At 69.1% G+C, this 26402-nt stretch carries 26 protein-coding genes and 1 pseudogene; 19 read left to right on the plus strand and 8 right to left on the minus strand.

Translation table 11 applies throughout. The annotated features are described in order from the left end of the window. The first annotated feature begins 173 nt into the window (after window positions 1-173). Together CFB34_RS20925 and CFB34_RS20930 are read left to right on the plus strand one after the other, a co-directional pair. Window positions 174-2297: a site-specific recombinase gene (locus tag CFB34_RS20925; RefSeq protein WP_089439252.1), complete on the plus strand. Its 2124-nt coding sequence runs from the start codon at window positions 174-176 to the stop codon at window positions 2295-2297. A 165-nt stretch (window positions 2298-2462) separates the two neighbouring features. Continuing rightward, window positions 2463-3764: a class I SAM-dependent RNA methyltransferase gene (locus CFB34_RS20930; RefSeq protein ID WP_039361417.1), complete on the plus strand. Its 1302-nt coding sequence runs from the start codon at window positions 2463-2465 to the stop codon at window positions 3762-3764. 96 nt (window positions 3765-3860) lie between these two features. Here CFB34_RS20930 and CFB34_RS20935 read toward each other — a convergent pair whose 3' ends face one another. Both CFB34_RS20935 and CFB34_RS20940 read right to left on the minus strand, forming a co-directional pair. Further along, entirely contained in the window at window positions 3861-4145 is a 285-nt protein-coding gene (locus CFB34_RS20935; protein WP_256979862.1) for an SRPBCC domain-containing protein, read from the minus strand. Between the two features lie 43 nt (window positions 4146-4188). Further along, window positions 4189-4293, minus strand: a pseudogene (locus tag CFB34_RS20940) (helix-turn-helix domain-containing protein); the annotation flags it as partial. 173 nt (window positions 4294-4466) lie between these two features. Here CFB34_RS20940 and CFB34_RS20945 point away from each other — a divergent pair. Both CFB34_RS20945 and CFB34_RS20950 read left to right on the plus strand, forming a co-directional pair. Further along, window positions 4467-4871: a glyoxalase gene (locus CFB34_RS20945; RefSeq protein ID WP_089439251.1), complete on the plus strand. Its 405-nt coding sequence runs from the start codon at window positions 4467-4469 to the stop codon at window positions 4869-4871. A gap of 73 nt (window positions 4872-4944) precedes the next feature. Then, window positions 4945-5631 (plus strand): YafY family protein, encoded by a 687-nt coding sequence (locus CFB34_RS20950; RefSeq protein WP_069746174.1) that lies wholly within the window; start codon window positions 4945-4947, stop codon window positions 5629-5631. Window positions 5632-5705: 74 nt separating this feature from the next. Here CFB34_RS20950 and CFB34_RS20955 read toward each other — a convergent pair whose 3' ends face one another. Next, window positions 5706-6629 carry a carbon-nitrogen hydrolase family protein gene (locus CFB34_RS20955; protein WP_089439250.1) on the minus strand — a complete coding sequence of 308 codons (924 nt, stop codon included), beginning with the start codon at window positions 6627-6629 and terminating at the stop codon, window positions 5706-5708. 80 nt (window positions 6630-6709) lie between these two features. On the opposite strand from CFB34_RS20955, the gene CFB34_RS20960 reads away from it, so the two are divergent. The 3 genes from CFB34_RS20960 (at window position 6710) to mnmA (ending at window position 9373) form a co-directional block, all read left to right on the plus strand. Further along, window positions 6710-7630, plus strand: a complete 921-nt coding sequence (locus CFB34_RS20960) for a LysR family transcriptional regulator (RefSeq protein ID WP_089439249.1) — start codon at window positions 6710-6712, stop codon at window positions 7628-7630. Window positions 7631-7718: 88 nt separating this feature from the next. Continuing rightward, window positions 7719-8228: an NUDIX hydrolase gene (locus CFB34_RS20965; RefSeq protein ID WP_089439248.1), complete on the plus strand. Its 510-nt coding sequence runs from the start codon at window positions 7719-7721 to the stop codon at window positions 8226-8228. Continuing rightward, a complete protein-coding gene (mnmA, locus tag CFB34_RS20970; protein WP_089439247.1) occupies window positions 8225-9373 on the plus strand; it encodes a tRNA 2-thiouridine(34) synthase MnmA in 1149 nt (382 codons plus the stop codon). The genes CFB34_RS20965 and mnmA overlap by 4 nt, the downstream gene beginning before the upstream one ends. Before the next feature lie 57 nt (window positions 9374-9430). On the opposite strand, the gene CFB34_RS20975 is transcribed toward mnmA, so the two are convergent. Beyond that, window positions 9431-9805: a helix-turn-helix domain-containing protein gene (locus CFB34_RS20975; protein WP_089424511.1), complete on the minus strand. Its 375-nt coding sequence runs from the start codon at window positions 9803-9805 to the stop codon at window positions 9431-9433. Between the two features lie 74 nt (window positions 9806-9879). Here CFB34_RS20975 and CFB34_RS20980 point away from each other — a divergent pair, with 74 nt between their 5' ends. Together CFB34_RS20980 and CFB34_RS20985 are read left to right on the plus strand one after the other, a co-directional pair. Further along, window positions 9880-10650 (plus strand): NAD(P)H-dependent oxidoreductase, encoded by a 771-nt coding sequence (locus CFB34_RS20980; protein ID WP_089439246.1) that lies wholly within the window; start codon window positions 9880-9882, stop codon window positions 10648-10650. A gap of 190 nt (window positions 10651-10840) precedes the next feature. Beyond that, entirely contained in the window at window positions 10841-12460 is a 1620-nt protein-coding gene (locus CFB34_RS20985; RefSeq protein ID WP_039361434.1) for an FMN-binding glutamate synthase family protein, read from the plus strand. Between the two features lie 112 nt (window positions 12461-12572). Here CFB34_RS20985 and CFB34_RS20990 read toward each other — a convergent pair whose 3' ends face one another. After that, entirely contained in the window at window positions 12573-13187 is a 615-nt protein-coding gene (locus tag CFB34_RS20990; protein WP_089439245.1) for a glutathione S-transferase N-terminal domain-containing protein, read from the minus strand. 184 nt (window positions 13188-13371) lie between these two features. Here CFB34_RS20990 and CFB34_RS20995 point away from each other — a divergent pair, with 184 nt between their 5' ends. From CFB34_RS20995 to CFB34_RS21040, 10 genes are all read left to right on the plus strand, one after another. Beyond that, on the plus strand, window positions 13372-14757 hold the full coding sequence (locus tag CFB34_RS20995; protein ID WP_089439244.1) for an aminopeptidase P N-terminal domain-containing protein: 1386 nt from the start codon (window positions 13372-13374) through the stop codon (window positions 14755-14757). Between the two features lie 40 nt (window positions 14758-14797). Next, window positions 14798-15985 carry a UbiH/UbiF/VisC/COQ6 family ubiquinone biosynthesis hydroxylase gene (locus tag CFB34_RS21000; RefSeq protein ID WP_089439243.1) on the plus strand — a complete coding sequence of 396 codons (1188 nt, stop codon included), beginning with the start codon at window positions 14798-14800 and terminating at the stop codon, window positions 15983-15985. A gap of 124 nt (window positions 15986-16109) precedes the next feature. Further along, complete coding sequence (dusB, locus tag CFB34_RS21005) at window positions 16110-17177, plus strand: tRNA dihydrouridine synthase DusB (RefSeq protein WP_006497523.1); 1068 nt, start codon at window positions 16110-16112, stop codon at window positions 17175-17177. Continuing rightward, window positions 17174-17407: a Fis family transcriptional regulator gene (locus CFB34_RS21010; protein WP_006476892.1), complete on the plus strand. Its 234-nt coding sequence runs from the start codon at window positions 17174-17176 to the stop codon at window positions 17405-17407. The genes dusB and CFB34_RS21010 overlap by 4 nt, the downstream gene beginning before the upstream one ends. Window positions 17408-17451: 44 nt before the next feature. After that, window positions 17452-19017, plus strand: coding sequence for a bifunctional phosphoribosylaminoimidazolecarboxamide formyltransferase/IMP cyclohydrolase (gene purH / locus CFB34_RS21015; protein ID WP_089430608.1), 1566 nt, complete (start codon window positions 17452-17454; stop codon window positions 19015-19017). 150 nt (window positions 19018-19167) lie between these two features. Continuing rightward, window positions 19168-19710: a crossover junction endodeoxyribonuclease RuvC gene (ruvC, locus tag CFB34_RS21020; protein ID WP_039361444.1), complete on the plus strand. Its 543-nt coding sequence runs from the start codon at window positions 19168-19170 to the stop codon at window positions 19708-19710. Window positions 19711-19902: 192 nt separating this feature from the next. After that, window positions 19903-20484: a Holliday junction branch migration protein RuvA gene (ruvA, locus tag CFB34_RS21025; protein ID WP_089439242.1), complete on the plus strand. Its 582-nt coding sequence runs from the start codon at window positions 19903-19905 to the stop codon at window positions 20482-20484. A 119-nt stretch (window positions 20485-20603) separates the two neighbouring features. Continuing rightward, window positions 20604-21674, plus strand: a complete 1071-nt coding sequence (gene ruvB / locus CFB34_RS21030) for a Holliday junction branch migration DNA helicase RuvB (protein ID WP_089430607.1) — start codon at window positions 20604-20606, stop codon at window positions 21672-21674. A gap of 24 nt (window positions 21675-21698) precedes the next feature. After that, window positions 21699-22652: an oxygenase MpaB family protein gene (locus tag CFB34_RS21035; RefSeq protein ID WP_089439241.1), complete on the plus strand. Its 954-nt coding sequence runs from the start codon at window positions 21699-21701 to the stop codon at window positions 22650-22652. 152 nt (window positions 22653-22804) lie between these two features. Next, on the plus strand, window positions 22805-23932 hold the full coding sequence (locus CFB34_RS21040) for a ParB/Srx family N-terminal domain-containing protein (protein ID WP_089440348.1): 1128 nt from the start codon (window positions 22805-22807) through the stop codon (window positions 23930-23932). 60 nt (window positions 23933-23992) lie between these two features. Here the strand turns inward: CFB34_RS21040 and CFB34_RS21045 are convergent, their stop codons facing one another. The 3 genes from CFB34_RS21045 to tyrS are packed head-to-tail and all read right to left on the minus strand — an operon-like array spanning window position 23993 to window position 26375. Next, a complete protein-coding gene (locus CFB34_RS21045; RefSeq protein WP_089439240.1) occupies window positions 23993-24655 on the minus strand; it encodes a histidine phosphatase family protein in 663 nt (220 codons plus the stop codon). 23 nt (window positions 24656-24678) lie between these two features. Continuing rightward, window positions 24679-25137, minus strand: coding sequence for a D-aminoacyl-tRNA deacylase (dtd, locus tag CFB34_RS21050; RefSeq protein WP_011350959.1), 459 nt, complete (start codon window positions 25135-25137; stop codon window positions 24679-24681). Next, entirely contained in the window at window positions 25134-26375 is a 1242-nt protein-coding gene (tyrS, locus tag CFB34_RS21055; RefSeq protein WP_089439239.1) for a tyrosine--tRNA ligase, read from the minus strand. Before tyrS ends, dtd begins: the two co-directional genes overlap by 4 nt. Between the last annotated feature and the right edge of the window lie 27 nt (window positions 26376-26402).

The raw sequence follows: 26402 nt of genomic DNA on the forward strand, positions 1-26402 counted from the left end.
GTGCCTCCCGGCGCCTGCACGCGATCGGCGTGCACCGCAGCGGGGCAGCCGCATCGCGGGTCGCCGCGCCTCGTCCGGCAACCGGCCCCGTCTCACCCGTTCTCCCCGGCGCCGCGCCGTTTCCCCGGCCGGCAATCCGAACCCGCCCGCCGAGGGCTTTCGTTATTCCGTTTATGCTTCGTTCCCTGACGACCCTGATCAAGAAGTGGCGCGCGTCGCGCAATGCCGGTCACCAGCTCGATGCGCTGCTCGCGCACGCCGACGCCGAGGCGTCGTACGCCGAGCGCAGCGAATGGCTGATCGAGCTCGCGCACTGGCTGCGCCGCACCGGCGCGATGCAGGCCGCCCAGGACGCGCCGGCCGATCGCGACGCCGATGCGCGCGCGTATCCGGCCCATGCGCGGCTGCGCTACCTGTTCCACGTGCTCGATCGCAATCCCGCGTGGAAAACCCACGCCGCGCGTATCCTGCGCGGCATCCTGCGCGAGTGCGACGGCATCTCGCTCCTGTGCGACGCCGGCATGCCCGTGCACTCGGGCTTCTTCGGCGCGCTGTTCGAGCGGATCGACTCGTCGCTGATCCCGCCCGCGCCGAACCGCCGCGAGCTGTCGGCGCTCTTCACGCTGATGTTCCCGACGCCGGAAGACGCGCAGTGGATCGACGCGTTGCCCGACGATCTCCTCACGCGCCTCGCCGAACTGCTTTCGTTCGACGTCACCGACGAAGAGCGCCACGAGCCGGGCTCGTTCTCGCGCGACCTGCTGGCCGCGCTGCACAACCTGACCTGCCAGATCAGCTCGACCGGCCTGTCGCAGACGGTGCGCAGCCGGCTCTCCGACGACGATGCGCGCAAGCCGCTCGAAACGCAGCCGTTCTACCGCCTCACGCGCGCGATGCTCGCGGTCGAGACCGCGCACGCGGCCGTCGAGGACGGCGGCGACCCGAGCAAATTGCTGCACGAGGTGAACTACCTGCGCGTGCTGCTCGACGAATGCCGGATCGCCGTCGACGACGTGTTCTCGCACCTGTACCGCAACGGCGTATCGGTCGACATCGTGTTCCAGGTCGAACGGATGCGCATGCGCATCGTGCGCGCCGAGATGCTGCTGAACGCGTGGATGGCGCGCGACGACCTGCACGGCATGGCGCACCTGACGGCCGAGCTCGTCGACGCGAACCACAACAGCCAGAGCGTGTCGCACCTCGTGCGCAGCAACTTCTCGCTGTTCGCGCGCAAGCTCGTCGAGACCAACGCGGACACCGGCGAGCACTACATCTCGCGCGGCCGCGCCGAGTACCTGAAGATGCTGCGGATGGCCGCGGGCGGCGGGCTCGTCACGGTCGTGACCGTGTGCGTGAAGTTCGCGATCACGGGCGCGCACCTGCAGTCGATGCTCGAAGGGCTGCTCGCGGGCGTCAACTACGCGGCCAGTTTCATGCTGATGCACTTCCTGCACTTCACGCTCGCGACCAAGCAGCCCGCGATGACCGCGCCGACCCTCGCGCGCGAGCTCGACGACACCGGCCACGAGGAAGGCGTGAAGGCGTTCGTCGCGTCGGTGATCGCGCTGATCCGCACGCAGGCCGCCGCGATTTCCGGCAACGTACTCGTCGTGCTGCCGGTGTGCCTGCTGGTGCAGCTGTTCGCGAGCAACGTGATGCACGCGAACCTGATCTCGCCGGAGAAGGCGCACACGACCCTGCACTCGTTCTCGCTGCTCGGCCCGACGCCGCTCTACGCGGCGCTGACCGGCGTGCTGCTGTGGGCGTCGAGCCTGCTCGCGGGCTGGGCCGACAACTGGTTCGTGCTGCACCGGGTCGGCGACGCGCTCACGTACAACCGCCGGCTGCGCCTCACGCTCGGCAAGGCCGGTGCCGCGAAGCTCGCGCACTTCTGCCGGTCGAACGTGGCCGGCGTGGTCGCGAACGTCGGGCTCGGCCTGATGCTCGGCCTCGTTCCGGCGATCGTCACCGTGTTCATGTTCCCGTTCGAGGTGCGCCACGTGACGCTGTCGGCCGGCTCGATCGGCATCGCGCTCGGCGTGCTGGGCAAGGATGCGCTCGGCACGCCCGAGCTGTGGTGGGCCGGCGCCGGCGTGCTCAGCATGGCGATCCTCAACGTGCTCGTGAGCTTCGCGCTGGCGTTCACGATGGCCGTGCGCTCGCGCAGCCTGCGCCGGACCAAGGTGCGCGCGCTCGTCGGCGCGATCGTCCGCACCGTGCTGTCGAATCCGCTCGCGCTGTTCTGGCCGGGCAGCGGCCCAGCCGCGCGCGCCGGCCAGCCGGGCTCGCACTGAGCCTGCGGCGGCATGGCGGTGCCCGTCCGGGCGCCGCCGCGCGGCCTGCCGGCCCGCCTGCGCGGCGCCCCGGCCCGCGCCGCGGCACCGAAAGGCGACGCAACGGCGGCCCCGGCCGCCCGCGCCGCGTACAATAGTGGACTTTTGCACGTCCTCACCCGCCTTATGTCCTCGCCCACCCTGTACGAATTCTTCGCCCCCTGCCCGCGCGGCCTCGAAGCGGCGCTTGCCGCCGAGCTGGCCGAAATCGCCGGCCGCCACCTGAACGGCGCGCCGTTCACCGCGGGCGCGCAGGTGCCGGGCGGCGTCCACTTCAGCGGCGGCTGGGCCGCCGGCATGGCCGCGAACCTCCATTCGCGGATCGCGAGCCGGGTCCTGCTGAAGATCGCGCACCGCGCGTACCGCAACGAGCAGGACGTCTACGCGCTCGCGCTCGAGCAGCCGTGGGAGCGCTGGTTCGCGGCGACGCAGACGCTGCGCGTCGACATCACCGCGATCAAGTCCCCGCTGAAGAGCCTCGAATTCGCGACGTTGCGCGTGAAGGACGCGATCTGCGACCGGATGCGCGACAAGACCGGCGCGCGCCCGAGCATCGACACCGGGGCGCCGGACGTGCGCGTGTTCGCCTTCCTGACGGCGGGCGAGTGCACGCTGTATCTCGACACGTCGGGCGAGCCGCTGTTCAAGCGCGGCTGGCGTCTCGACAAGGGCGCGGCGCCGCTGCGCGAGAACCTCGCGGCCGGCATCCTGCGCCTGACGGGCTGGACGCCCGGCACGGCGCTGTACGACCCGATGTGCGGCAGCGGCACGTTCCTCGCGGAAGCCGCGCAGATCGCACTCGGCGTGGCGCCGGGCGTCGAGCGCCGGTTCGGCTTCGAGAAGCTCAAGCAGTACGACATCACCGCGTGGCAGGGGCTGAAGGTCCCGGCGCTGGACGCGAAGCGCGCGGCGCGCGGCAAACGCGGCGAAGCGCTCGGCGTGTACGGCAGCGACATCTCGGGCGACATGCTCGAGAAGGCGCGCGCGAACCTCGAGCGTGCGGGCGTGCCGTCGGTATGGCTCAAGCAGGTCGACGCGCGCGGGATGACGCCGCCGTGCGACGGCCCGGGCATCATCCTCGCGAACCCGCCGTACGGCGAGCGGATCGAGGTGCGCGGCCGCAGCGCGCGCGGCGAGGTGCGCGAGACGGGCCGCAACCGCGGCAACGACGACGCGTTCCGCCGCACCCACACCGACGCACCCGACAGCGAGTTCTTCAACGCGCTCGGCGATGCGCTGAAGCAGCGCTTCACCGGCTGGCAGGCGTTCCTGCTGACGTCCGACCGTTCGCTGCCGGGCCAGCTGCGGCTGCGCGAGTCGGCGAAGACGCCGCTGTTCAACGGCGCGCTCGAATGCCGGCTGTTCCGCTTCGACCTGATCGCCGGCAGCGTGAAGGCGCGCCCGGCCACGCCGGAAGGCGACGCGTAACCTGCATCATGATCGCCGCGGGGCCGCCGGTGCGGCCTTGCTGCGGCACCTGGAACGCCGCCGTTACCGCACCCGCGGCAACGGCGGCGTTTCGTTTCAATGCGTCGAGCACGTCCGGCGCCCCATCGTGAAGGGCAGTGCCTGCCCCGTCCCGAGCAGCGTCTTCAGGCTCGACCGCACGACCGGCCATCCGCCGCGAATCCCGCGATCCATCTCCGAGCCCGGCACCAGCCCGTCGTGCGTGACGGTCCGCTTTACCACGCCCTCGTGCGGCTCGACGAGACCGGTCACGCGCGACGCCTCCCCCTCCCCTGACGACGGCGTACGCCACGTGACGACCAGCCAGTGCGGCGGATCGTTCTCGCCCCCTTCGCCAACGATGTCGACCCGCGACGGATCGTCGTAGTCCCGATGCTCCCGGCGCTAGCCCGTCGCACAGTTCGGACAGCGTCTGCCCGCTTTTCGCGTGCAGCAAATCGAGCACCCGGCGGCGCGTGGCGTCGGCCAGCGCCTTGAAAACGAGATCCATGCCACTCCCGGGTCAATGGCCTTGTTACGCAACCACGCAGTTGCATGTCAGGGGTGACAACTCTACTGACAATACGGTGTCAGCAGGCCGCGATCACACTGCAATCCCGGCGCAATGCAAGGCTGGTTTCCGCACCGAACCCGAACAACAAACAACCCAACAAGGAGCTCGTCATGACGTCTGCAACCGCCAATGCCACGCTGGAGCGCGCGATCGCGTGGTTCGACATTCCGTCCCTCGATTTCGACCGGGCGATCCGCTTTTACGAAACCGTGCTGCAGACGACGCTGCAGCGCGCCGTCATCGGCGGCGTGCCGATGGCCACGTTCGACCGCGACGCCTCGAGCACGGGCGGCAGCATCGTGTTCGACCCGCAGCAGCTGAAGCCGAGCGCGAACGGCGTGCTCGTCTACCTGAACGCCGGCGAATCGGTCGTCGCGGCGCTCGAACGCGCGAAGCGCGCGGGCGGCGTCGTGCAGGGCTCGGTCGTCGAGCTGCCGAACAACTACGGCTACGTCGGCTACCTGATCGACACCGAAGGCAACCGCGTCGGCCTGCACGCGCCGAAATGCCACTGAACGCGGGGGCCGTCGGGCCGGCGCGGCGCTATCATCGCGAAGTCTCCACTGCCGTTGGAATCGAGGTGCCGTCATGACGCGCCGTGCCGACCGCCTGTTCCAGATCGCCGAGCTGCTGCGCGGCCGTCGTCTCACGACCGCGCAGCAACTGGCCGACTGGCTGTCGGTGTCGCCGCGCACCGTCTATCGCGACGTGCGCGACCTGCAACTGTCAGGGGTGCCGATCGAAGGCGAAGCCGGCATCGGCTACCGGCTGAACCGCAACGCGAGCCTGCCGCCGCTCACGTTCACGGCCGAGGAACTGGCCGCGCTCGCCACCGGCGCACGCATGCTCGAGACCTGGGGCGGTGCGCGCTTCGCGAGCGGGGCGCGCTCGGCGCTCGCGAAGATCGCATCGGCGATGCCGGCCGACAAGCGCACGGCGCTCGACCGCCTGCCCGTGTTCGCGCCGTCGTTCCACATCGACGAGACGTTTTGCGCGAAAGTCGACGCGATCCACCAGGCCATCGACACGCGCCACGTCGTCAGCTTCGGCTACCGCGACCGGCTCGGCGCGCATTCGCAACGCCGCGTGTGGCCGCTCGGGCTCGTCTACTGGGGCGGGCGCTGGACGATCGGCGCGTGGTGCGAGCTGCGCGACGATTTCCGCACCTTCGACATCGCGCGAATGGGCGACATCACCGTGCACGAGCAGTTTCCGGACATGGAAGGGCGGCGGATCGCCGACTACATGCGGATCGCGGAAGCGCCGATGCGCTGACGCAGCACGACGGCGGGCGCGTTGCGCGCCGCCGCTGTCCCTGTTCCGGGCCGCCAAGCGGCGCCCCGCCAACCCTACCCGCCGAACACCACCGTCCGCTTCGGCCGCTCGTCGACGTGCAGCGAAAACACGTCGGGGCGCGCGTAATGCCCGACCACGTCGAAGTCGTAGCGCGCCCGCACGAGTTCGTCGGTATCGATGCGTGCGGTCACGAGCCCGGCTTCGCCGATCAGCGGCTCCGTCAGCAGGTCGCCGAGCGGCCCGACGATCACGCTGCCGCCGCGAATCAGCGGCCGCTCCGGATCCCAGCCCGGCACGTCGATGCCGAGCGCGCGAGGCGACGGCTGCACCTGGCATGCGCTGACGACGAAGCAGCGCCCTTCGTGCGCGATATGCCGCATCGAGCTCTGCCAGACGTCGCGCTCGTCGACGGTCGGCGCGCACCAGATCTGCACGCCCTTCGCGTACATCGCGCAGCGCAGCAGCGGCATGTGGTTCTCCCAGCAGATCGCGGCGCCCGCGCGGCCCGCGGCCGTGTCGACGACCGGCAGCGTCGAGCCGTCGCCCTGCCCCCAGACCAGCCGCTCGGTGCCGGTCGGCATCAGCTTGCGGTGCTTCGCGACGAGCCCGTCGCGCGGATCGAAGAACAGCGCCGTGCAGTACAGCGTGCTGCCGCCGCGCTCGATCACGCCGACCACGAGGCTCGCGCCCGTGCGCTGCGACAGCGCCGCCAGCTCGTCGGTTTCCGGCCCCGGCACGTCGATCGCCTGCGCGGCGTAACGCGCATACGCGTCGCGGCCTTCGGGCAACCGGTAACCGAGCCGCGTGCCGAAGATCTCGCCTTTCGGATAGCCGCCTAGCACGGCCTCGGGCAGCACGACGAGCGACGCGCCGCTGTCGCGGATCGCGGTTTCGTAGCCGAGGATCGTGTCGAGCGTGGCGCGCGTGCCGGCGGGCGATGCGCCGATCTGCAGCGCGGCGATGACTGACGTGGACATGAAGGCGTCTCCGGTGAATGGGGTAACGCCATCTTTATCGATAAGATGTCATCGATCAAATCGATAGAACGATAAGTGTCATGAATGCAGATGATATCGCCGGCCTCGACCTGAACCTGCTGAAGGTGTTCGAGGCGCTGTACGAGGAAGGCGGCGCGAGCCGCGCGGCGCTGCGGCTCGGCCTCACGCAGTCGGCGGTGAGCGCGGCGCTCGCGCGGCTGCGTGTGATCTACGCCGATCCACTGTTCGTGCGCACCGGCCGCGGGCTCGCGCCGACGCCGCGCGCGGACGAACTCAAGCCGATCCTGTCCGACGCGCTCGACCGCTGCCGCGAAAGCCTCGCGATCGCGGCCGACGGCGGCGACCGCATCGGCCGCACGATCTCGATCGGGCTGTCGGACGACTTCGAGATCGCGCTCGGCCGCGCGCTGATCGACGCCGTCGCGCGGGAAGCCGCCGGCATCCGGCTGATCTTCCGGCAGACGCACAGCGGCATCGCCGGCGACGCGCTGCTGCGCCACGGTGTCGACCTTGCCATCGCATCCGGCGGCTTCTCGGCGAACGGGCTCAGCCGGCGCGCGGTCGCGACCGGCGGCTATGCGTGCCTGATCGACCCGGCCGCCAGCCCGAAGCCGCCGCGCACGCTGACGCTCGCCGATTTCCTGCGGCGCGACCACCTGCTCGTGTCGTCGGGCGGCGTGATCGGGATCGTCGACGAGGCGCTGGCGACGCTCGGCCACAAGCGGCGCGTCGCGGCGTCGACCACGCATTTCGCCGCGTTGCCGTACCTGCTCGCCGGTTCCGACGCCGTCGCGACGATTCCCGCGCATGCGGCGCGCGCGATCGCGCAATCCACCCCGCTGCGCGCGCTCGCCTGCCCGGTCGACTTGCCGCACTACCCGGTCGAAATCGGCTGGCGCACGAGCACGCAGCGCGACCCGGCGATCGTGCGCGTACGCGACACGATCGCCGCGTGCGTCGCCCATCGCGTCGCGCCGTGAAATCGGCAACCCAGACGAATTGAAAGGGTCTGATTCGTTTAGCGCAGCGACCGGCAGCGTTCGGGCGCAACCGGTAAAATGCCGAACCATGAAACCCGAAATCTGGACCCCGCATGTGACGGTCGCCGCGCTCGTCGAGCACGCCGGCCGCTTTCTCATGATCGAGGAAGAAACCTCGTCGGGCCTGCGCATCAACCAGCCGGCAGGCCATCTCGAAGCCGGCGAAACGCTGGCCGACGCCGTGATCCGAGAAACGCTCGAGGAAACCGCGCACCCGTTCACGCCCGACGCGCTCGTCGGCGTCTATCTCGCGCACTACGACCGCCCCGGCACCGCCGGCGCGACCTACCTGCGCTTCACGTTCTGCGGCACGGCCAGCGAGCCGATCGCAGGCCACGTGCTCGACGACGGCATCGTCCGCACGCTGTGGATGACCGCCGACGAGCTGCGCGCGTGCGGCGAGCGCCATCGCTCGCCCGCGGTGATGCGCTGCGTCGACGATTACCTCGCCGGGCGGCGCATTCCGCTCGATTTCGTGCACACGCATTCGGTCGCGCCGCGCCCCGAAGCATTCGAACGTCAGGCGGTCAACAAATGAGCAAGCGCCGTGTAGTGGTGGGTATGTCGGGCGGCGTCGATTCGTCGGTGACCGCATGGCTGCTGAAGGAACAGGGTTACGACGTGGTCGGCCTGTTCATGAAGAACTGGGAAGACGACGACGACGGCGAATACTGCTCGACGCGCCAGGACTGGATCGACGTCGTGTCGGTGGCCGACCTGATCGGCATCGACGTGGAAGCCGTCAACTTCGCGGCCGAATACAAGGACCGCGTGTTCGCCGAATTCCTGCGCGAATACTCGGCCGGCCGCACGCCGAACCCCGACGTGCTGTGCAACGCCGAGATCAAGTTCAAGGCGTTCCTCGATCACGCGATGTCGCTCGACGCGGAAATGATCGCGACCGGCCACTATGCGCGCGTGCGCGAGCGTGACGGGCGTTTCGAACTGCTGAAGGCCTTCGATCATACGAAAGACCAGTCGTACTTCCTGCACCGGCTGAACCAGGCGCAGCTGTCGAAGACGATGTTCCCGCTCGGCGAGATCCCGAAGACGAAGGTGCGCGAGATCGCCGCGCAGATCGGGCTGCCGAACGCGAAGAAGAAGGATTCGACCGGCATCTGCTTCATCGGCGAACGGCCGTTCCGCGATTTCCTGAACCGCTATCTGCCGACGAAACCCGGCCCGATGAAGACGCCGGACGGCAAGGTCGTCGGCGAGCATATCGGCCTCGCGTTCTACACGTTCGGCCAGCGCAAGGGCATCGGCCTCGGCGGCAGCAAGACCGGCAACGGCGATCCGTGGTTCGTCGCCGCGAAGGACATCGCGTCGAACACGCTGTACGTCGTGCAGGGCCACGATCATCCGTGGCTGCTGGCGCGCGAGCTGGTCGCCGGCAACGTGAGCTGGGTCGCCGGCGAACCGCCGGCCGAAGGTTTCGCGTGCGGTGCGAAGACGCGCTACCGGCAGGCCGACGCGGCGTGCGCATTCGGCGCCGCCACGCCCGGCCCGGCAGGCGAAGCGCGCTTCTCGCTTGCGTTCGACGACGCGCAGTGGGCCGTCACGCCCGGCCAGTCGGCCGTGCTGTACGACGGCGAGATCTGCCTCGGCGGCGGGATCATCGAATCCGCGCTGTCCGGCAACGTGCAGTCGAACGAAGCACCGGCCCTCGCGCTCGCCCGCTGACGCACTGCCGCCGGCGCCGCCGCGCAAGCGGGCGCCGGCCGGACGCGGCCCCGCCGCTCATCGCATGTTCCGTACCGACGCGTCGTAGCGCTCGCGCGCCGCGTCCAGCTCGGGAAAATGGCGCTCGGCCCAGCGGTCGAGCGCCACGAGCGTCTCCACGAGCGACCCCGCCACCGCCGTCAACCGGTACTCGACGTGTGCGCGCCGCGCCGCCACCGCGATGCGTTCGATCAGCCCGTTGCGCTCCAGCTCGCGCAGCGTCTGCGTCAGCACCTTCTGGGAAATCCCGCCGATACGCTTGAGCAGCTCGCCATTGCGCAGCGGCCGCTCGGCCAGCGCCGGCAGGATCAGCAGCGACCATTTGCCGGCGACCAGCGCGAGCGCATCGCGCGCCGAGCAGTCCGCCGCATAGACGTCGCCGGGAAATGCCATGGTTACCTCCGGGTGCGTGATTGCGCGGCCCCACCGCCGCCGGCCATCATCGTCGCACACTCCCGGAGCCCGCCATGCATGCGCTGATCGTCGTCGCCCATCCCGAACCGCAGTCGTTCAACGCCACCCTCGCCGGCGCGGCGGCCGACGCCTGGCGCGCGGGCGGCCATACCGCGACGGTCGCGAACCTGTACGCAGACGCGTTCGACCCGCGCGAAGCGCCGCACCATTACGCAGACCGGCTCGACACCGCCCGCTTCGACGCGCAGCGCGAGCAGCGCCATCACTGGGAACGCGGCACGCTCGCGCCCGAGATCGTGCATCACGGCGGCCTGCTGAAGCAAGCCGATGCGCTGATCCTGCAGTTCCCGCTGTGGTGGTTCGGCGCGCCCGCGATCCTGAAGGGCTGGATGGATCGCGTCTTCGTCTACGGCGGCCTTTACAGCAGCCGGCAGCGCCACGATCGCGGCGTGCTGCAAGGGCGGCGCGCGTTGCTGAGCGTCACGACCGGCTCGTCGGCCGCCGCCTGCGCGCCCGATGGCCGTGAAGGCGATACCCGTCTGCTGTTGTGGCCGATCATGTACGCGCTGCGCTACGTCGGCTTCGACGTGCTCGAACCGCACCTGATCCACGACGTCCGCGGCGGCCTCGCGGGCGATGCCGCGCGGCGGCAGGACGCGCGCCTCGCACGCTGCCTCGTCGACTACCGCACGCGGCTGCGCGACTGGCCCGCGTGGCCGCGCGTGCCGTTCAACCGCGACGAGGACTTCGACGACGACGCCCGGCTGAAGCCCGGCACCCCGGCGTACAGCCCGTTCATCCGCCCGGCCGAGGCCGGCCGGTAGCCGCCGGCTCGGCAACGCGAGCTTCACGACACCCGTAGTAGACTCTCGACCATCGTGGGCGCCGGCGGCGGCGGGTACGGCACGGGCAGCATGCCCGCCGGGCCTGCGCGATGCCTCGGGCGCCGACCTGCCGGCCGCCGCGCGATCCTGGCGACGTGACGGCCATCCAGACAATTACGATGGAGTCCCCATGTTTTCCCGACGCTATATCGCGATGTGGTGCGCGGTCCTGCTGTTCGTGGCCGTCGCGGCGCTCGCCGCCCGGCACACGATCGCGTGGCTGTGGCTCGTGATCCCGGCCGCCCTCGTCGCGCTCGGCCTGTACGACCTGAAGCAGGACCGCCACGCGATCCTGCGCAACTACCCGCTCTGGGGCCACTTCCGCTTCCTGTTCGAATTCATCCGACCTGAAATCCGCCAGTATTTCGTCGAGGACGACACCGACGAGAAGCCGTTCTCGCGCGCGCAGCGCAGCCTCGTCTACCAGCGCGCGAAGAACGTCGCCGACAACCGCCCGTACGGCACCGAGCTGAACGTGAAGGCCGTCGCGCACGAATGGATCAGCCACTCGCTCGCGCCGACGAAGCTGCCGAACCACGATTTCCGCATCCGCGTCGGCGCGAACCGTGCGCAACCGTACGACATTTCGATCTTCAACATCTCGGCGATGAGCTTCGGCTCGCTGTCCGCGAACGCGATTCGCTCGCTGAACCTCGGCGCGAAGAAAGGCGGTTTCGCGCACGACACGGGCGAAGGCTCGCTGTCGAAGTACCACCGCGAGAACGGCGGCGACATCATCTGGGAAATCGCGTCCGGCTACTTCGGCTGCCGCAACGACGACGGCACCTTCAACCCCGACAAGTTCGCGAAGCAGGCCGCCGATCCGCAGGTCAAGATGATCGAGGTGAAGCTGTCGCAGGGCGCGAAGCCCGGCCACGGCGGCGTGCTGCCGGCCGCGAAGATCACGCCGGAAATCGCCGAGACGCGCGGCGTGCCGATGGGCAAGGACTGCATCTCGCCCGCGACGCACTCGGAGTTCTCGACGCCGCGCGGGCTGCTCGAATTCGTCGAACGGCTGCGCACGCTGTCGGGCGGCAAGCCGACCGGCTTCAAGCTGTGCATCGGCCATCCGTGGGAATTCTTCGGGATCGCGAAGGCGATGCTCGAGACCGGCATCGTGCCGGACTTCATCGTCGTCGACGGCGCGGAAGGCGGCACGGGCGCGGCGCCGCTCGAATTCACCGACCACGTCGGCGTGCCGCTGCAGGAAGGGCTGCTGCTCGTGCACAACACGCTCGTCGGGATCGGCGTGCGCGATCGCGTGAAGCTCGGCGCGAGCGGCAAGATCATCACCGCGTTCGACATCGCGCGTACGCTCGCGATCGGCGCGGACTGGGTGAACTCGGCGCGCGGCTTCATGTTCGCGGTCGGCTGTATCCAGGCGCAGCACTGCCACACCGATCGCTGCCCGACCGGCGTCGCGACGCAGGACCCGGTGCGCCAGCGAGCGCTCGTCGTGCCCGACAAGGCCGAGCGCGTGTACAACTTCCACCGCAATACGCTGCATGCGTTGCAGGAACTCGTGCAGGCGGCCGGCCTCGCGCATCCGTCCGAGCTGCGCGCGCATCACATCGTGCAGCGGGTCGCGCCGCATGAAGTGCGGCTGATGTCGCAGTTGCTGAAGTACCTGAAGCCCGGCGCGCTGCTCGACGGCCAGACCTGCGGCTTCTCCCTGTACGACAAGTGGTGGCCGATTGCGCGCAGCGATTCGTTCACGCTCGGCGAAGCCGTGTACGCGTCGATCGAATGACGCGGGCCACCGCCCCCGCTACGGGGCGGCCCGGTAAAAAGAAAAGCGCCCCGCGGGGCGCTTTGCTTTTGTCTGCCGAATGCGTGAAACGCGTGAATGCGTCGCGTGCGGCTCAGTTTTGCGGCAGCGTATCGGCGAACGACGGCCGCTGCAGCAGCTTCGCGAAGTGCTTGTCGAGGTTCGGGTGGCGATCGCGCCAGTTGAGCTCCGGCATCCGGAAGTCGAGATAGCCGAGCGCGCAGCCGAGTGCGATGTCGGCGAGCGTGTAATGATTACCGACGCACCACGTCTTGCCGCCGAGGCCCTGCGACATCGCGACGAGGCCGTCGTCGATCTTGCGTTGCTGGCGCGCGATCCAGCCAGCGCTGCGCTGCGCCTCGTCACGCATCGTATGTTCGAGGCGAATCGCGACCGCCGCGTCGATCACGCCGTCGCCCAGCGCTTCCCAGCACCGCACCTCGAGGCGCTCGCGGCCCGACGGCGGAATCAGCTTGCCGACCGGCGACAGCGTATCGACGTATTCGCAGATCACGCGGGAATCGAACACCGCGGCACCATCCTCCATCACGAGGCACGGGACCTTGCCGAGCGGATTCGATGCATGAATATCCGTCTCCGGCGCCCACACGTTCTCGAGCTCCAGCTTGTAGTCGATCTTCTTTTCAGCCAGCACGATCCGCGCCTTGCGGACGTACGGGCTGCTGAGCGAACCGATTAATTTCATCATCTGCCTTTTTAAGGGAACCGCCGAGAGTATACGTTGTCGCCGATCATAACCGGCCGGCGTCGCGCGACAGAAAATCGCCCGGACGGCCTGTGGATGGTTTGCAACAACCGCCGCGCGGGCCTTCCGGAGCGGCTTCCCGCCCCCTCTCTCACGCACGGCGTCCCGCGGCGCTACAATCGCACGAATGAACGCGCCCCTCGATACCGCCATCGCCGTCGACGTCTACCGCCAGCGCCGTGAACGCGTGCTTGCCGCACTGCGTGCCGCCGGCGGCGGCGTCGCCATCGTCCCCACCGCGCCGGAAGTGCCGCGCAACCGCGATACGGACTATCCGTACCGGTTCGACAGCTACTTCCACTACCTGACGGGCTTCAGCGAACCGGATGCCGTGCTCGTGCTGAACGCGGCCGCACCGCACGGCGCGCCGGAGTCGATCCTGTTCTGCCGCGGCAAGAATGCCGACCGCGAAATCTGGGAAGGCTTCCATTACGGGCCCGAAGCCGCGCGCGACGCGTTCGGCTTCGACGCGGCGTTCGCGGTCGACGTAATCGATACCGAGATGCCGCGGCTGCTCGCCGACGCGGGCACCGTGCACTACCGGTTCGGCGCATCGGCCGACTTCGAGCGCCGGCTCGCGGGCTGGCTCGACGCGGTACGCGCGCTGGCGCGCACGGGCGTCGCCGCGCCGGACGCGATGCTCGACCTCACGCCGCTGCTCGACGACATGCGGCTCGTGAAGGACGAGCACGAGCTCGCGATCATGATGCGCGCCGCGCACATCTCCGCCCTGGCGCACCGCCGCGCGATGCAGGCGTGCCGCCCCGGTATCCGCGAATACGAACTCGAGGCCGAATTGCTGTATGTGTTCCGCAAGCACGGCGCGCAGTCGCCCGCGTACGGCTCGATCGTCGCGGCCGGCGCGAACGCGTGCGTACTGCACTACCCGGCCGGCAACGCGGCCGCGAAGGACGGCGACCTGATCCTGATCGACGCCGCGTGCGAACTCGACGGCTATGCGTCGGACATCACGCGCACATTCCCGGCCAACGGGCGTTTCTCGCCCGCGCAGCGCACGCTGTACGACATCGTGCTCGCCGCGCAGCAGGCCGCGATCGACGCGACGCGCGCCGGCGTGCCGTTCGAGGCGCCGCACGACGCCGCCGTGCGCGTGCTCGCGCAGGGGCTGCTCGACACCGGCATCCTCCCGAAAACGCGCTTCTCGACCGTCGACGACGTGATCGCCGAGCGCGCCTACGCACGCTTCTACATGCATCGCACCGGCCACTGGATCGGCATGGACGTGCACGATTGCGGCGATTACCGCGAGCGGCTCGCCGAGCGTGACGGCAACGGCGCGCTGCCGTGGCGCACGCTGAAAGCCGGCATGACGCTGACGATCGAGCCCGGCCTGTACGTGCGCGCCGCCGACGACGTGCCGCCCGAGTACTGGAACATCGGCATCCGCATCGAGGACGACGCGATCGTGCGCGAGCACGGCTGCGAGCTGATCACGCGCGGCGTGCCCGTCGCGGCGGACGAGATCGAAGCGCTGATGCGCGCGGGCGCATGACCGGCCGCCGCCGACCGTTACCTCCGTTTCACGAATCAAGATGACGACCGCCTCCTCCCCGGCCACGCCGGACTACGATCTCGCCATCGTCGGCGCGGGCCCCGTCGGGCTCGCGCTCGCCGGCTGGCTCGCGCGCCGCAGCGCCACGCAGCACGCATCGATCGCACTGATCGACGCACGCGAACCGGCCGCGAGCGCGAACGATCCGCGCGCGATCGCCGTGTCGCACGGCAGCCGCGTGCTGCTCGACACGCTCGCGTGGCCCGCCGACGCGACGCCGATCGAACATATCCACGTGTCGCAGCGCGGCCATTTCGGCCGCACGCTGATCGACCGCGACGAACACGACGTCGCCGCGCTCGGCTATGTCGTGCGTTACGGCTCGCTCGTGCAGGCGCTCGCGGGCGCCGTGCGCGGCACGCGCGTCGACTGGCTCACGTCGACCACCGCGCGTGCGCCGCAGCAGGATGCCGACGGCGTCACGCTGACGCTCGACGGCCCGCAGGGCGAGCGCACGCTGCGCGCACGCGTCGTCATCAATGCCGAAGGCGGGCTGTTCCACGAACAGCAGGCCGACGCCGGCAAACATCGCCGCGACTACGGGCAGACCGCGATCGTCGGCACGGTCACGGTATCCGCGCCGCGCCCGAACGTCGCGTGGGAACGCTTCACGCACGAAGGCCCGCTCGCGCTGCTGCCGCTCGGCGGGCCACGCCAGGCCGAGTACGCGCTCGTCTGGTGCTGCACGCCCGACGAAGCGGCGCGCCGCGCCGCGCTGCCCGACGATGCGTTCCTGCACGAGCTCGGCCGCGCATTCGGCGAACGCATGGGCGCCTTCGTCGCGATCGCGGGCCGCGCCTCGTTCCCGCTCGGCCTGACCGCCGCGCAATCGCTCGTCAACGGCCGCGTCGCGATCGTCGGCAATGCCGCGCAGACCCTGCACCCCGTCGCGGGCCAGGGGCTCAACCTCGGGCTGCGCGATGCGCATACGCTCGTCGACACGCTGTCCGCGCAAGGCTTCGAAGCCACCGCGCTCGCCACCTTCAACGCGCGCCGCGCACTCGACCGGCGCTTCACGATCGGCGCGACCGACACGCTGGCACGCCTGTTCACGATCGACTCCGGCCCGCTCCCGCTGCTGCGCGGCGCGGCGCTCACCGCGCTCGAGTTCGTGCCGCCGCTCAAGAAGGTGATCGCGCGCCAGATGATGTTCGGCCAGCGCAACTGACGCGCGGCGCGCCCAGTCGCGCCGCTCAAACCGGGTCAAATCGGCGGGGCATGGGAATACGGTAAAATGCGCGTTTCCCTCTGCCCTTTCCCTGCCCGCGCCCGCCGCGGGCGGTGCCATTGCGATGCCCGTTATCGGCCCTCACGTATTGCGTAACAACCTGTTCGTCGCCCCGATGGCCGGCGTGACGGATCGTCCGTTCCGCCAGCTCTGCAAGCGGCTGGGCGCCGGTTACGCCGTGTCCGAGATGGTCGCGTCCAACGCGCAGCTGTGGAAGAGCGCGAAGACGATGCGGCGCGCGAACCACGAAGGCGAGGTGGAACCGATTGCGGTCCAGATCGCCGGCGCCGATCCCGCGATGATGGCCGAAGCGGCCCGCTACAACGTCGACAACGGCGCGCAGATCATCGACATCAACATGGGCTGCCCGGCAAAGAAGGTCTGCAACGTCGCGGCCGGCTCCGCGCTGCTGCAGAACGAGCCGCTCGTGCAGCGCATCGTCGAGGCCGTCGTCGCGGCGGTCGGCACGGGGCCCGATGCGGTGCCCGTCACGCTGAAGATCCGCACCGGCTGGGATCGCGAGCACAAGAACGCGATCACGGTCGCGCGCCTGGCCGAAGCCGCCGGCATCTCGATGCTCACCGTGCACGGCCGCACGCGCGCCGACCTGTACCGCGGCGACGCCGAGTACGACACCATCGCGGCCGTGAAGGCGGCCGTGCGGATTCCGGTGGTCGCGAACGGCGACATCACGTCGCCCGCGAAGGCGAAGGCCGTGCTCGACGCCACCGGCGCCGACGCGCTGATGATCGGTCGTGCCGCGCAAGGTCGGCCCTGGCTGTTCCGCGAAATCGATCATTTCCTGCAAACCGGCGAGCTGCTGCCCCCGCCGCGGATCGACGAGATCCAGCACGTGATGAACGAACACCTGGAAGACCACTACGCTTTCTATGGTGAATTCACGGGAGTCCGTACTGCGCGCAAGCACATCGGCTGGTACACTCGCGGCCTTTCCGGTGCCAACGGGTTCCGGCACAGGATGAACACGCTCGATTCCACCCGCGAGCAGCTCGCCGCCGTCAATGCCTTCTTCGAGGCGCAAAAGGCGCTGTCGGACCACCTCGTCTACGTCGATGACGAAGAGGAAAACGGCCAGGGCGAGTCGGACGACCATAACCAGTTAGCAGCATGAGCAAGCACAACATCGAACAATGTGTCCGCGAGAGCCTGGACGTGTATTTCCGGGATCTAGACGGCTCCAATCCGCACGACGTCTATGAAATGGTGATGTCCTGCGTCGAAAAGCCGATGCTCGAGGTCGTGCTCGTACAGGCCGGCGGCAACCAGTCGCTCGCCGCGGAGTACCTCGGCATCAATCGCAATACGCTGCGCAAGAAGCTGCAGCAGCACGGCCTGCTGTAGGCGGCCGTCCCGTCCCCGTTTCCCTGGCTATTGGTGGTTCCATCATGATCAAGCAAGCGCTCATTTCCGTTTCCGACAAGACCGGCATCGTCGACTTCGCGAAGTCGCTGTCCGACCTCGGCGTCAAGCTGCTGTCGACGGGCGGCACCGCGAAACTCCTCGCCGACGCCGGCCTGCCCGTGACCGAAGTGGCTGATTACACGGGCTTCCCGGAAATGCTCGATGGGCGCGTGAAGACGCTCCACCCGAAGGTGCACGGCGGCATCCTCGCCCGCCGCGACCTGCCCGAGCACATGCAGGCGCTGGAACAGCACGGCATCCCGACGATCGACCTGCTCGTCGTGAACCTGTACCCGTTCGTCGCGACGATCGCGAAGGACGACTGCACGCTCGCCGACGCGATCGAGAACATCGACATCGGCGGCCCGACGATGCTGCGCTCGGCCGCGAAGAACCACCGCGACGTGACGGTCGTCGTCGATCCGGCCGATTACGCGGTCGTGCTCGATGAAATGAAGGCGAACGGCAATGCGGTCGGCTACGCGACCAACTTCCGCCTCGCGACGAAGGTGTTCGCGCACACCGCGCAATACGACGGCGCGATCACGAACTACCTGACGAGCCTGACCGACGAGCTGAAGCACGCGTCGCGCAACGCGTACCCGGCCACACTGAACCTGGCGTTCGACAAGGTGCAGGACCTGCGCTACGGCGAGAACCCGCACCAGAGCGCCGCGTTCTACCGCGACCTCGCGACGCCGGCCGGCGCGCTGGCGAACTACCGCCAGCTGCAGGGCAAGGAACTGTCGTACAACAACATCGCCGATTCCGACGCGGCGTGGGAATGCGTGAAGACGTTCGACGCACCGGCGTGCGTGATCATCAAGCACGCGAACCCGTGCGGCGTCGCGGTCGGCAACGATTCGGCCGACGCATACGCGAAGGCATTCCAGACCGACCCGACGTCGGCATTCGGCGGCATCATCGCGTTCAACCGCGAAGTCGACGAAGCGGCTGCCCAGGCTGTCGCGAAGCAATTCGTCGAAGTGCTGATCGCACCGTCGTTCTCCGACGCCGCGAAGCAGGTGTTCGCCGCGAAGCAGAACGTGCGCCTGCTCGAAATCGCGCTCGGCGAAGGTCATAACGCATTCGACCTGAAGCGCGTGGGCGGCGGCCTGCTCGTGCAGTCGCTCGATTCGCGCAACGTGCAACCGAGCGAGCTGCGCGTCGTCACGAAGCGCCAGCCGACCGCGAAGGAAATGGACGACCTGCTGTTCGCATGGCGCGTCGCGAAGTACGTGAAGTCGAACGCGATCGTGTTCTGCGGCAACGGCATGACGCTCGGCGTCGGCGCAGGCCAGATGAGCCGTGTCGACTCCGCGCGCATCGCGAGCATCAAGGCGCAGAACGCCGGCCTGACGCTGGCCGGTTCGGCAGTCGCATCGGATGCGTTCTTCCCGTTCCGCGACGGCCTCGACGTCGTCGTGGCAGCCGGCGCGACCTGCGTGATCCAGCCGGGCGGCTCGATGCGCGACGACGAAGTGATCGCGGCGGCCGACGAGCACGGCATCGCGATGGTCCTGACGGGCGTGCGCCACTTCCGTCACTGATCGCACGCGGCCCGCGCGGCCGCTGCACGACAACCCGGCGGCATCCCCCCGCCGGGTTTTTTATTGCGCGGCGCCTTCGCGCACGACCGGGCGACCGGCTTGCCGCACCAATCGTTGTAGTATCGCTGCATCACGCCACTCTCCTCACTCATGCGAATTCTCGGCATCGACCCCGGCCTGCGCGTCACCGGCTTCGGCGTCATCGACGTCAGCGGCCACCGGCTCGCCTATGTCACGAGCGGCGTGATCCGCACGCCGACGGCCGACCTGGCCACCCGGCTCGGCACGATCTTCCAGGGCGTCTCGACCATCGTGCGCGAACACGCACCCGACCAGGCCGCAATCGAAAAGGTGTTCGTCAACGTGAACCCGCAGTCGACGCTGCTGCTCGGCCAGGCACGCGGCGCCGCAATCTGCGGCCTCGTCGCGGGCGGCCTGCCAGTCGCGGAATACACGGCGCTGCAGCTCAAGCAGGCCGTGGTCGGCTACGGCCGCGCGACCAAGACGCAGATGCAGGAAATGGTCACGCGGCTGCTCAACCTCTCGGGACAACCGGGCTCCGACGCGGCCGACGCGCTCGGCATGGCGATCTGCCACGCGCACGGCGGCGATACGCTCAGCACGCTCGGCGGCCTCGCGCCGGCGCTCGCGAAGAAAGGGCTGCGCGTGCGGCGCGGGCGGCTGGTCGGCTGACACCGGCGCGCATCGCGGCCCGGCGCGCCGGCTCGACTGCGTTGCCCCCTTTGGCTGCGCCGGCCACCTTGACCGTTTTACCCGCACGCGGCACGCCCGCGACACGCGCCGCTTCGGCCTGACGGCCGCGCCGATCGGCATCGCGCCGCACGTGCGCTACACTCGCGCTTTCTTCCTCGCATCAAGCCATCCATGATCGGTCGCATCGCCGGCATCCTGCTCGAAAAGAACCCGCCCCACCTGCTCGTCGACTGCAACGGCGTCGGCTACGAGATCGACGTGCCGATGAGCACCTTCTACAACCTGCCGCAAACGGGCGAGCGCGTCGTGCTGCTCACGCAGCAGATCGTCCGCGAGGACGCGCACCTGCTGTACGGCTTCCTGACGCCGCAGGAGCGCACGACCTTCCGCGAGCTGCTGAAGATCACCGGCATCGGCGCGCGCATGGCGCTCGCCGTGCTGTCCGGCATGAGCGTGCAGGAGCTCGCGCAGGCCGTGACGATGCAGGACGCCGCGCGCCTCACGCGCCTGCCCGGCATCGGCAAGAAAACGGCCGAACGCCTGCTGCTCGAACTGAAGGGCAAGCTCGGCGCCGATCTCGGCGCGCTCGCCGGCGCCGCGTCGCCGTCCGACCACGCGACCGACATCCTCAACGCGCTGCTCGCGCTCGGCTATTCCGAAAAGGAAGGGCTTGCCGCGATCAAGAACGTGCCGGCCGGCACCGGCGTATCCGAAGGCATCAAGCTCGCACTGAAAGCGCTGTCGAAGGGGTAACGCCCGCCTGACGGGCCGCCAACCGGTGCGTTGAAGCCAGTGTCGCGCAACCGCGCAACGCTCGCCAGTCGGCCGTTCGGCCAGGTGGGCAGGACCGCGGCGCGCGGTACAATGGCCGCATGATTGAAACCGACAAACTCGCCACCGAGCAGCGGATCATCGCCGCCACGCCCGCCTCGTCGCACGAGGAGGTGTTCGAACGCGCGCTGCGGCCGCGCCAGCTCGACGACTACGTCGGCCAGGAAAAGGTGCGCGGCCAGCTCGAGATCTTCATCGAAGCCGCCAAGCGCCGCTCCGAGCCGCTCGACCACGTGCTGCTGTTCGGGCCGCCGGGCCTCGGCAAGACGACGCTCGCGCACATCATCGCGCGGGAGATGGGCGTGAACCTGCGCCAGACGTCGGGCCCCGTGCTCGAGCGCGCGGGCGATCTCGCCGCGCTGCTGACGAACCTCGAAGCGAACGACGTGCTGTTCATCGACGAGATCCACCGGCTGTCGCCGGTCGTCGAGGAAATCCTGTATCCGGCACTCGAGGATTACCAGATCGACATCATGATCGGCGAAGGGCCGGCCGCGCGCAGCGTGAAGCTCGACCTGCAGCCGTTCACGCTGGTCGGCGCCACCACCCGCGCCGGGATGCTCACCAACCCGCTGCGCGATCGTTTCGGCATCGTCGCGCGCCTCGAGTTCTACGATGCCGATCAACTGTCGCGCATCGTGCGGCGCTCGGCGTCGCTGCTGAACGCGCAGATCGATCCGAACGGCGCGCTCGAAATCGCGAAGCGTTCGCGCGGCACGCCGCGGATCGCGAACCGGCTGCTGCGCCGCGTGCGCGACTTCGCGGAAGTGAAGGCCGACGGCCAGATCACCGCGGCCGTCGCCGATGCCGCGCTCGCGATGCTCGACGTCGATCCGGTCGGCTTCGACCTGATGGACCGCAAGCTGCTCGAGGCGATCCTGTACAAGTTCGACGGCGGCCCGGTCGGTATCGACAACCTCGCGGCGGCGATCGGCGAAGAACGCGACACGATCGAAGACGTCCTCGAGCCGTACCTGATCCAGCAGGGCTTCCTGCAGCGCACGCCGCGCGGGCGCGTCGCGACGCTGCTCACGTATCGCCACTTCGGGCTTTCCGTGCCCGACACCGGCCGCACCGAACGCGGCGAGTGGGATACCCCCGACGGGAAGTAACCCGTCGCCGGAGCCGCCCCCGCCATGACGACGCCACCCGGATCCCGCCCCGTCGCACCCGCACCGGGCCCGCGCTGGGCCGAGCCGATCCGCAAGCGGCTCGTGGCCGGCGTCACGCACCTGACAGCGGGCGGCGGCGGCCCGTCACTCGACCTCTCTTCACCGCCGGGCGACCCTGGGCTGTTCGGTCCCGAGGCCATCTGCTGGCGTGTGCACGCCGACTTCACGTCGATGATGACGGGCGGCATCGCGGCGCTGCTGCTGCAGGCACTCCACCCGCTCGCGCTCGCGGGCGTCTGGGATCACTCGTCGTTCCGCACCGACATCCTCGGCCGCTTGCGACGCACCGCCACGTTCATCACCGGTACGACGTTCGGCAGTCGCGCGGACGCACTTGCGCTGATCGAGCGCGTGAAATCGATCCACGCACACATCTCGGGCACCGCGCCGGACGGCCGCCCGTATCGCGCCGACGATCCGGCGTTGCTGACCTGGGTGCATGTCGCGGAAGTGTCGAGTTTCCTCGCCGCGCACCTGCGCTATGTGAATCCCGCGCTGCCGGGCGAGTTGCAGGACCGCTACTACGCCGAAACGGCCTTGGTCGCCGAGCTGCTCGGCGCACACGAGGTGCCCCGTTCGCGTGCCGAGGTGGCCGCCTATCTCGCGCGCATGCAGCCCGAGCTCGAAGCCGGGCCGCGCACGTTCGACGTGATGTCCATCCTGCTGAACGTGCCGGTCGCGAAGCCCGCGCTGCGGCCCGCCGCGTCGCTGGTGATGCACGCGGGCATCGACCTGCTGCCGCCGTGGGCGCAACGCATGCTCGGCGTGTCGGCGTTCGCGCCGCTGCGCCGCGCGGTGGTGCGGCCCGGCATCCGGGTCGTCGCGCCCGTGCTGCGCTGGGCGCTCGTGAACGGCGCGTCAAAACGTGCGCGCCGCCGCGCCACTGCGACACCGCCCGACAGCACCCCGCCTGTCTGACGATTCGCTTCCTCTTATCATTTCAATTTACTGTCAAATACCTGTGACAAGCTGACGGGCTTGCACCCGTGCACGGTTGCACGGGCCAGACGTGCCGCCCGTCCGTGACCTGCGCGGTGTCCCGCCCACCCGACCGACACCCGATGCCCGCGATGCCACGCCTGCCGATCCGATTCGCCCTTGCCGCCAGCCTGTCCACCGTCTTCGCCCTCACCGCCTGCGGAGGCGACGATGTCACCGCCGTCGCGCGTTCGGACGCGCAAACGCCGTCCGGCGGCACCCCGACCACGCCTGCCCCGACGCCGCCCGCCACCGTCACGCCGCAACCGGGCAAGTGGAAGGCCGCGCGCGCGGGCGACCTGATCGACGTGACGCTGGGCGACCTCCATCCGACGCAAGGCGCGATCGGCTACGACCAGATCTATTACAAGCTCGGCCGCTATGAACTGCAGCCCGACAAGAAATTCGACGACTTCTGCGCGGACGAAGGCCTCGGCGGCGTCGCGTCAAGCGGCTACACGGCCAAGTCGGTGCTGCGCGAGCCCGCGAGCTACACGTGCACGACGACCGACGCGAACGCCCGCGACCGCTCGGTGCTGAACCCGGTCGTGATCGGCCCGAACGGCGATGCGCTGTACCTGACCGACGGCCACCACGGCCTGTCGACCTACTACGAGACGCCCGACGGCGGCCCCGCGCTGCACGTGCACGTCGTCGTCAAGGACAACCTCAGCGACTACTCGGGCGACGCGTTCTGGCAGCAGATGCAGAGCCGCGGCTATCTGCGCCTCAAGAATGGCGAAGGCAAGCCGATCACGACCGCGCAATTGCCGACCGGGCTCGGCCTGAAACTCGGCATGACGAACGACCGCTACCGCTCGCTCGTCTATTTCACGCGTGATATCGGCTACAGCAAGCCCGCACAAGCCACCGACTATCTCGAGTTCTACTGGGCCGACTGGCTGCGCGCGCAACCGGGCACGTTCGCGCTCGCCGGCTATGACCTGACGCGCGCCGGCACGACCGACCCGGATCCGGCGAAGGCCGACACCGGCTACCTGAACGCGGTCTGGAATGCGTCGACGCGCATGGTCGCGGCCACGGACCCGGTGATCGACGGCAAGACGGGCGCCGACCTCGGGCGCGCGGACGCGATCAACGGCGGGAAGAAATACAACAAGGGGGAATTCGACAAGCTGCGCCAGCCGATCACGGCGGACAAGCCCGGCAAGATCGCGTACGCGCTCGACTACAAGACGCGCCACGCGCTGCCGCAGTAAGCAGCCGGCACCACGCAGGAAGGAAGTCCCGGCCGGCGATGCCGGACGGGGCCTGCCGGCTCAGAGCACCTTGCGGTACCCGTCATCGTCGCTCGTGGCGTCCAGGTGCGACACGTCGGCCCACTGCACGACCTGCGCGCGGCCATCGACGTAATCGACGACGTTGATGCTCGTGTTGAGCAACTGATAATTGCGCGGCGCCGACAGCTCGATGCCGTTCGCGAAACGATAGACGCAGTCGAGCACGCCGCCATGCGCGACGCACGCGATCCGGCCACCCGGATGCTCGGCGACGATCGGTTCGAGCGCATGCAGCACGCGGTGGTAGAACTCGCGCTGCGACTCGCCGCCGTCCGGCGCGAAGCCGGGGTCGCGCGTCTGCCAGGCCGCGTAGGCGTCGGGGAACAACGTCTCGATCTCGGCGCTATCGTGCCCCTGAAACTGGCCGTACGAGCGCTCGCGCAGCCCTTCCCGCAGCCGGGGTGTAAGCCCGAGCGCGTCGGCGAACGGCTGCGCGGTCTGCTGCGCACGCAACAAGTCGCTCGAATAGATCGCGTCGAGCCGTGCACCGTCACGCGCGTCGCGCGCGAGCCGAGCGGCCAGCTTTTGTGCCTGCTCGAGGCCCGTTTCGGCCAGCGGGATATCGATATGACCCTGGATGCGCTTGATGCGATTCCAGGCCGTCTCGCCATGGCGGATGAAAAGAATCTGCGTGGTGGCCATCGCGGCGCGTCTCCGGGGAAGAATCAGGGCCGCACTTGCAGCCAGAAGGTCACGGGGCCGTCGTTGACGAGCGACACCTGCATGTCGGCGCCGAACTCGCCCGTCTCGACGACCGGATGGCGCGCCCGCGCGGCCGCCACGAAATAGTCGAACAGCCGCGCGCCTTCGTCGGGCGGCGCGGCCGGCGTGAAGCTCGGACGCAGCCCGCTGTTGGTATCGGCCGCCAGCGTGAACTGGGACACGAGCAGCAGGCCGCCCGCCCGGCCTTCGCCGTCGATATTCGACACCGGCAGGTTCATCTTGCCGGCGGCGTCGCTGAACACGCGGTAGCCGAGCATCTTCGCGAGCAGCTTGTCGGCCGCTGCGTCGGTGTCGCCGCGCTCCGCGCAGACCAGCGCGAGCAGGCCCGCGCCGATCTCGCCCGTCGTGCGATCGCCGACGCGCACGTCGGCGCGCTTCACGCGCTGGATCAGCGCGATCATGCCGTGAGCGTGACGCGTGCGAAGCGGCGCTTGCCGACCTGCACGACGAACTCGCCGGCTTCGACCTTCAGGCCCTTGTCCGACACGGTCGCGCCATCGATCTTCACGCCGCCCTGCTCGATGTTGCGCAGCGCCTCGCTCGTCGACGGCACGAGGCCGGCCTGCTTCAGCAGCTGGCCGATCGCGAGCGGCGCGCCCGCGAGCGTGACCGACGGAATGTCGTCCGGCACGCCGCCCTTCGCACGGTGGTTGAAGTCCTCGAGCGCACGCTCGGCGTCGGCCTGCGAGTGGAAGCGCGCGACGATTTCCTGCGCGAGCAGCACCTTGAAGTCGCGCGGGTTGCGGCCGCCTTCGATCTCGCGCTTGAAGCCGTCGATCTCGTCCATCGGACGGAACGACAGCAGCTCGAAGTAACGCCACATCAGCGTGTCCGAGATGCTCATCAGCTTGCCGAACATGTCGTTCGGCTGCTCGCTGATGCCGACGTAGTTGCCCTTCGACTTCGACATCTTCTCGACGCCGTCGAGGCCTTCGAGCAGCGGCATCGTGAGAATGCACTGCTGTTCCTGGCCGTACTGCTTCTGCAGTTCGCGGCCGACCAGCAGGTTGAACTTCTGGTCGGTGCCGCCGAGCTCGAGGTCGGCGTTCAGCGCGACCGAGTCGTAGCCCTGCATCAGCGGGTACAGGAATTCATGGATCGAGATCGGCACGCCGCCCTGGAAGCGCTTCGTGAAATCCTCGCGCTCGAGGATCCGCGCGACCGTGTAGCGCGACGCGAGCTTGATCATCCCGTCCGCGCCGAGCGGCATCGACCATTCGCTGTTGTAGCGGATTTCGGTCTTGTCGCGGTCGAGCACGAGCGCGGCCTGCTCGAAGTAGGTCTTCGCGTTCGACTCGATCTGTTCGCGCGTGAGCGGCGGGCGCGTCGCGTTGCGGCCCGACGGATCGCCGATCAGCGACGTGAAATCGCCGATCAGGAAAATGACCGTGTGGCCGAGGTCCTGCAGCTGGCGCATCTTGTTCAGCACGACCGTATGGCCGATGTGGATGTCGGGCGCGGTCGGGTCGAGGCCGAGCTTGATGCGAAGCGGCGTGCCCGTCGCCGCGCTGCGTGCGAGCTTCTGCGCGAACTCTTCCTCGACCAGCAGCTCGTCGACGCCGCGCTTCGTGACGGCGAGCGCATGCCGGACTTCGTCGGTGATCGGGAAAACAGGCTTGGAACTGGGTTCGGTGCTCATCGGTGCCAGGAAGAATGTCGCAAAAAC

The organism is Burkholderia sp. HI4860 (assembly GCF_002223045.2).
GTDB lineage: Bacteria > Pseudomonadota > Gammaproteobacteria > Burkholderiales > Burkholderiaceae > Burkholderia.

What these genes read in the sequence shown, in the direction of transcription:
- CFB34_RS20925 (WP_089439252.1), top strand. Translation starts at nt 174, where the DNA reads ATGCTTCGTTCCCTGACGACCCTGATCAAGAAGTGGCGCGCGTCGCGC.
- CFB34_RS20930 (WP_039361417.1), top strand. Translation starts at nt 2,463, where the DNA reads ATGTCCTCGCCCACCCTGTACGAATTCTTCGCCCCCTGCCCGCGCGGC.
- CFB34_RS20945 (WP_089439251.1), top strand. Translation starts at nt 4,467, where the DNA reads ATGACGTCTGCAACCGCCAATGCCACGCTGGAGCGCGCGATCGCGTGG.
- CFB34_RS20950 (WP_069746174.1), top strand. Translation starts at nt 4,945, where the DNA reads ATGACGCGCCGTGCCGACCGCCTGTTCCAGATCGCCGAGCTGCTGCGC.
- CFB34_RS20955 (WP_089439250.1), bottom strand. Translation starts at nt 6,629, where the DNA reads ATGTCCACGTCAGTCATCGCCGCGCTGCAGATCGGCGCATCGCCCGCC.
- CFB34_RS20960 (WP_089439249.1), top strand. Translation starts at nt 6,710, where the DNA reads ATGAATGCAGATGATATCGCCGGCCTCGACCTGAACCTGCTGAAGGTG.
- CFB34_RS20965 (WP_089439248.1), top strand. Translation starts at nt 7,719, where the DNA reads ATGAAACCCGAAATCTGGACCCCGCATGTGACGGTCGCCGCGCTCGTC.
- mnmA (WP_089439247.1), top strand. Translation starts at nt 8,225, where the DNA reads ATGAGCAAGCGCCGTGTAGTGGTGGGTATGTCGGGCGGCGTCGATTCG.
- CFB34_RS20975 (WP_089424511.1), bottom strand. Translation starts at nt 9,805, where the DNA reads ATGGCATTTCCCGGCGACGTCTATGCGGCGGACTGCTCGGCGCGCGAT.
- CFB34_RS20980 (WP_089439246.1), top strand. Translation starts at nt 9,880, where the DNA reads ATGCATGCGCTGATCGTCGTCGCCCATCCCGAACCGCAGTCGTTCAAC.
- CFB34_RS20985 (WP_039361434.1), top strand. Translation starts at nt 10,841, where the DNA reads ATGTTTTCCCGACGCTATATCGCGATGTGGTGCGCGGTCCTGCTGTTC.
- CFB34_RS20990 (WP_089439245.1), bottom strand. Translation starts at nt 13,187, where the DNA reads ATGATGAAATTAATCGGTTCGCTCAGCAGCCCGTACGTCCGCAAGGCG.
- CFB34_RS20995 (WP_089439244.1), top strand. Translation starts at nt 13,372, where the DNA reads ATGAACGCGCCCCTCGATACCGCCATCGCCGTCGACGTCTACCGCCAG.
- CFB34_RS21000 (WP_089439243.1), top strand. Translation starts at nt 14,798, where the DNA reads ATGACGACCGCCTCCTCCCCGGCCACGCCGGACTACGATCTCGCCATC.
- dusB (WP_006497523.1), top strand. Translation starts at nt 16,110, where the DNA reads ATGCCCGTTATCGGCCCTCACGTATTGCGTAACAACCTGTTCGTCGCC.
- CFB34_RS21010 (WP_006476892.1), top strand. Translation starts at nt 17,174, where the DNA reads ATGAGCAAGCACAACATCGAACAATGTGTCCGCGAGAGCCTGGACGTG.
- purH (WP_089430608.1), top strand. Translation starts at nt 17,452, where the DNA reads ATGATCAAGCAAGCGCTCATTTCCGTTTCCGACAAGACCGGCATCGTC.
- ruvC (WP_039361444.1), top strand. Translation starts at nt 19,168, where the DNA reads ATGCGAATTCTCGGCATCGACCCCGGCCTGCGCGTCACCGGCTTCGGC.
- ruvA (WP_089439242.1), top strand. Translation starts at nt 19,903, where the DNA reads ATGATCGGTCGCATCGCCGGCATCCTGCTCGAAAAGAACCCGCCCCAC.
- ruvB (WP_089430607.1), top strand. Translation starts at nt 20,604, where the DNA reads ATGATTGAAACCGACAAACTCGCCACCGAGCAGCGGATCATCGCCGCC.
- CFB34_RS21035 (WP_089439241.1), top strand. Translation starts at nt 21,699, where the DNA reads ATGACGACGCCACCCGGATCCCGCCCCGTCGCACCCGCACCGGGCCCG.
- CFB34_RS21040 (WP_089440348.1), top strand. Translation starts at nt 22,805, where the DNA reads ATGCCACGCCTGCCGATCCGATTCGCCCTTGCCGCCAGCCTGTCCACC.
- CFB34_RS21045 (WP_089439240.1), bottom strand. Translation starts at nt 24,655, where the DNA reads ATGGCCACCACGCAGATTCTTTTCATCCGCCATGGCGAGACGGCCTGG.
- dtd (WP_011350959.1), bottom strand. Translation starts at nt 25,137, where the DNA reads ATGATCGCGCTGATCCAGCGCGTGAAGCGCGCCGACGTGCGCGTCGGC.
- tyrS (WP_089439239.1), bottom strand. Translation starts at nt 26,375, where the DNA reads ATGAGCACCGAACCCAGTTCCAAGCCTGTTTTCCCGATCACCGACGAA.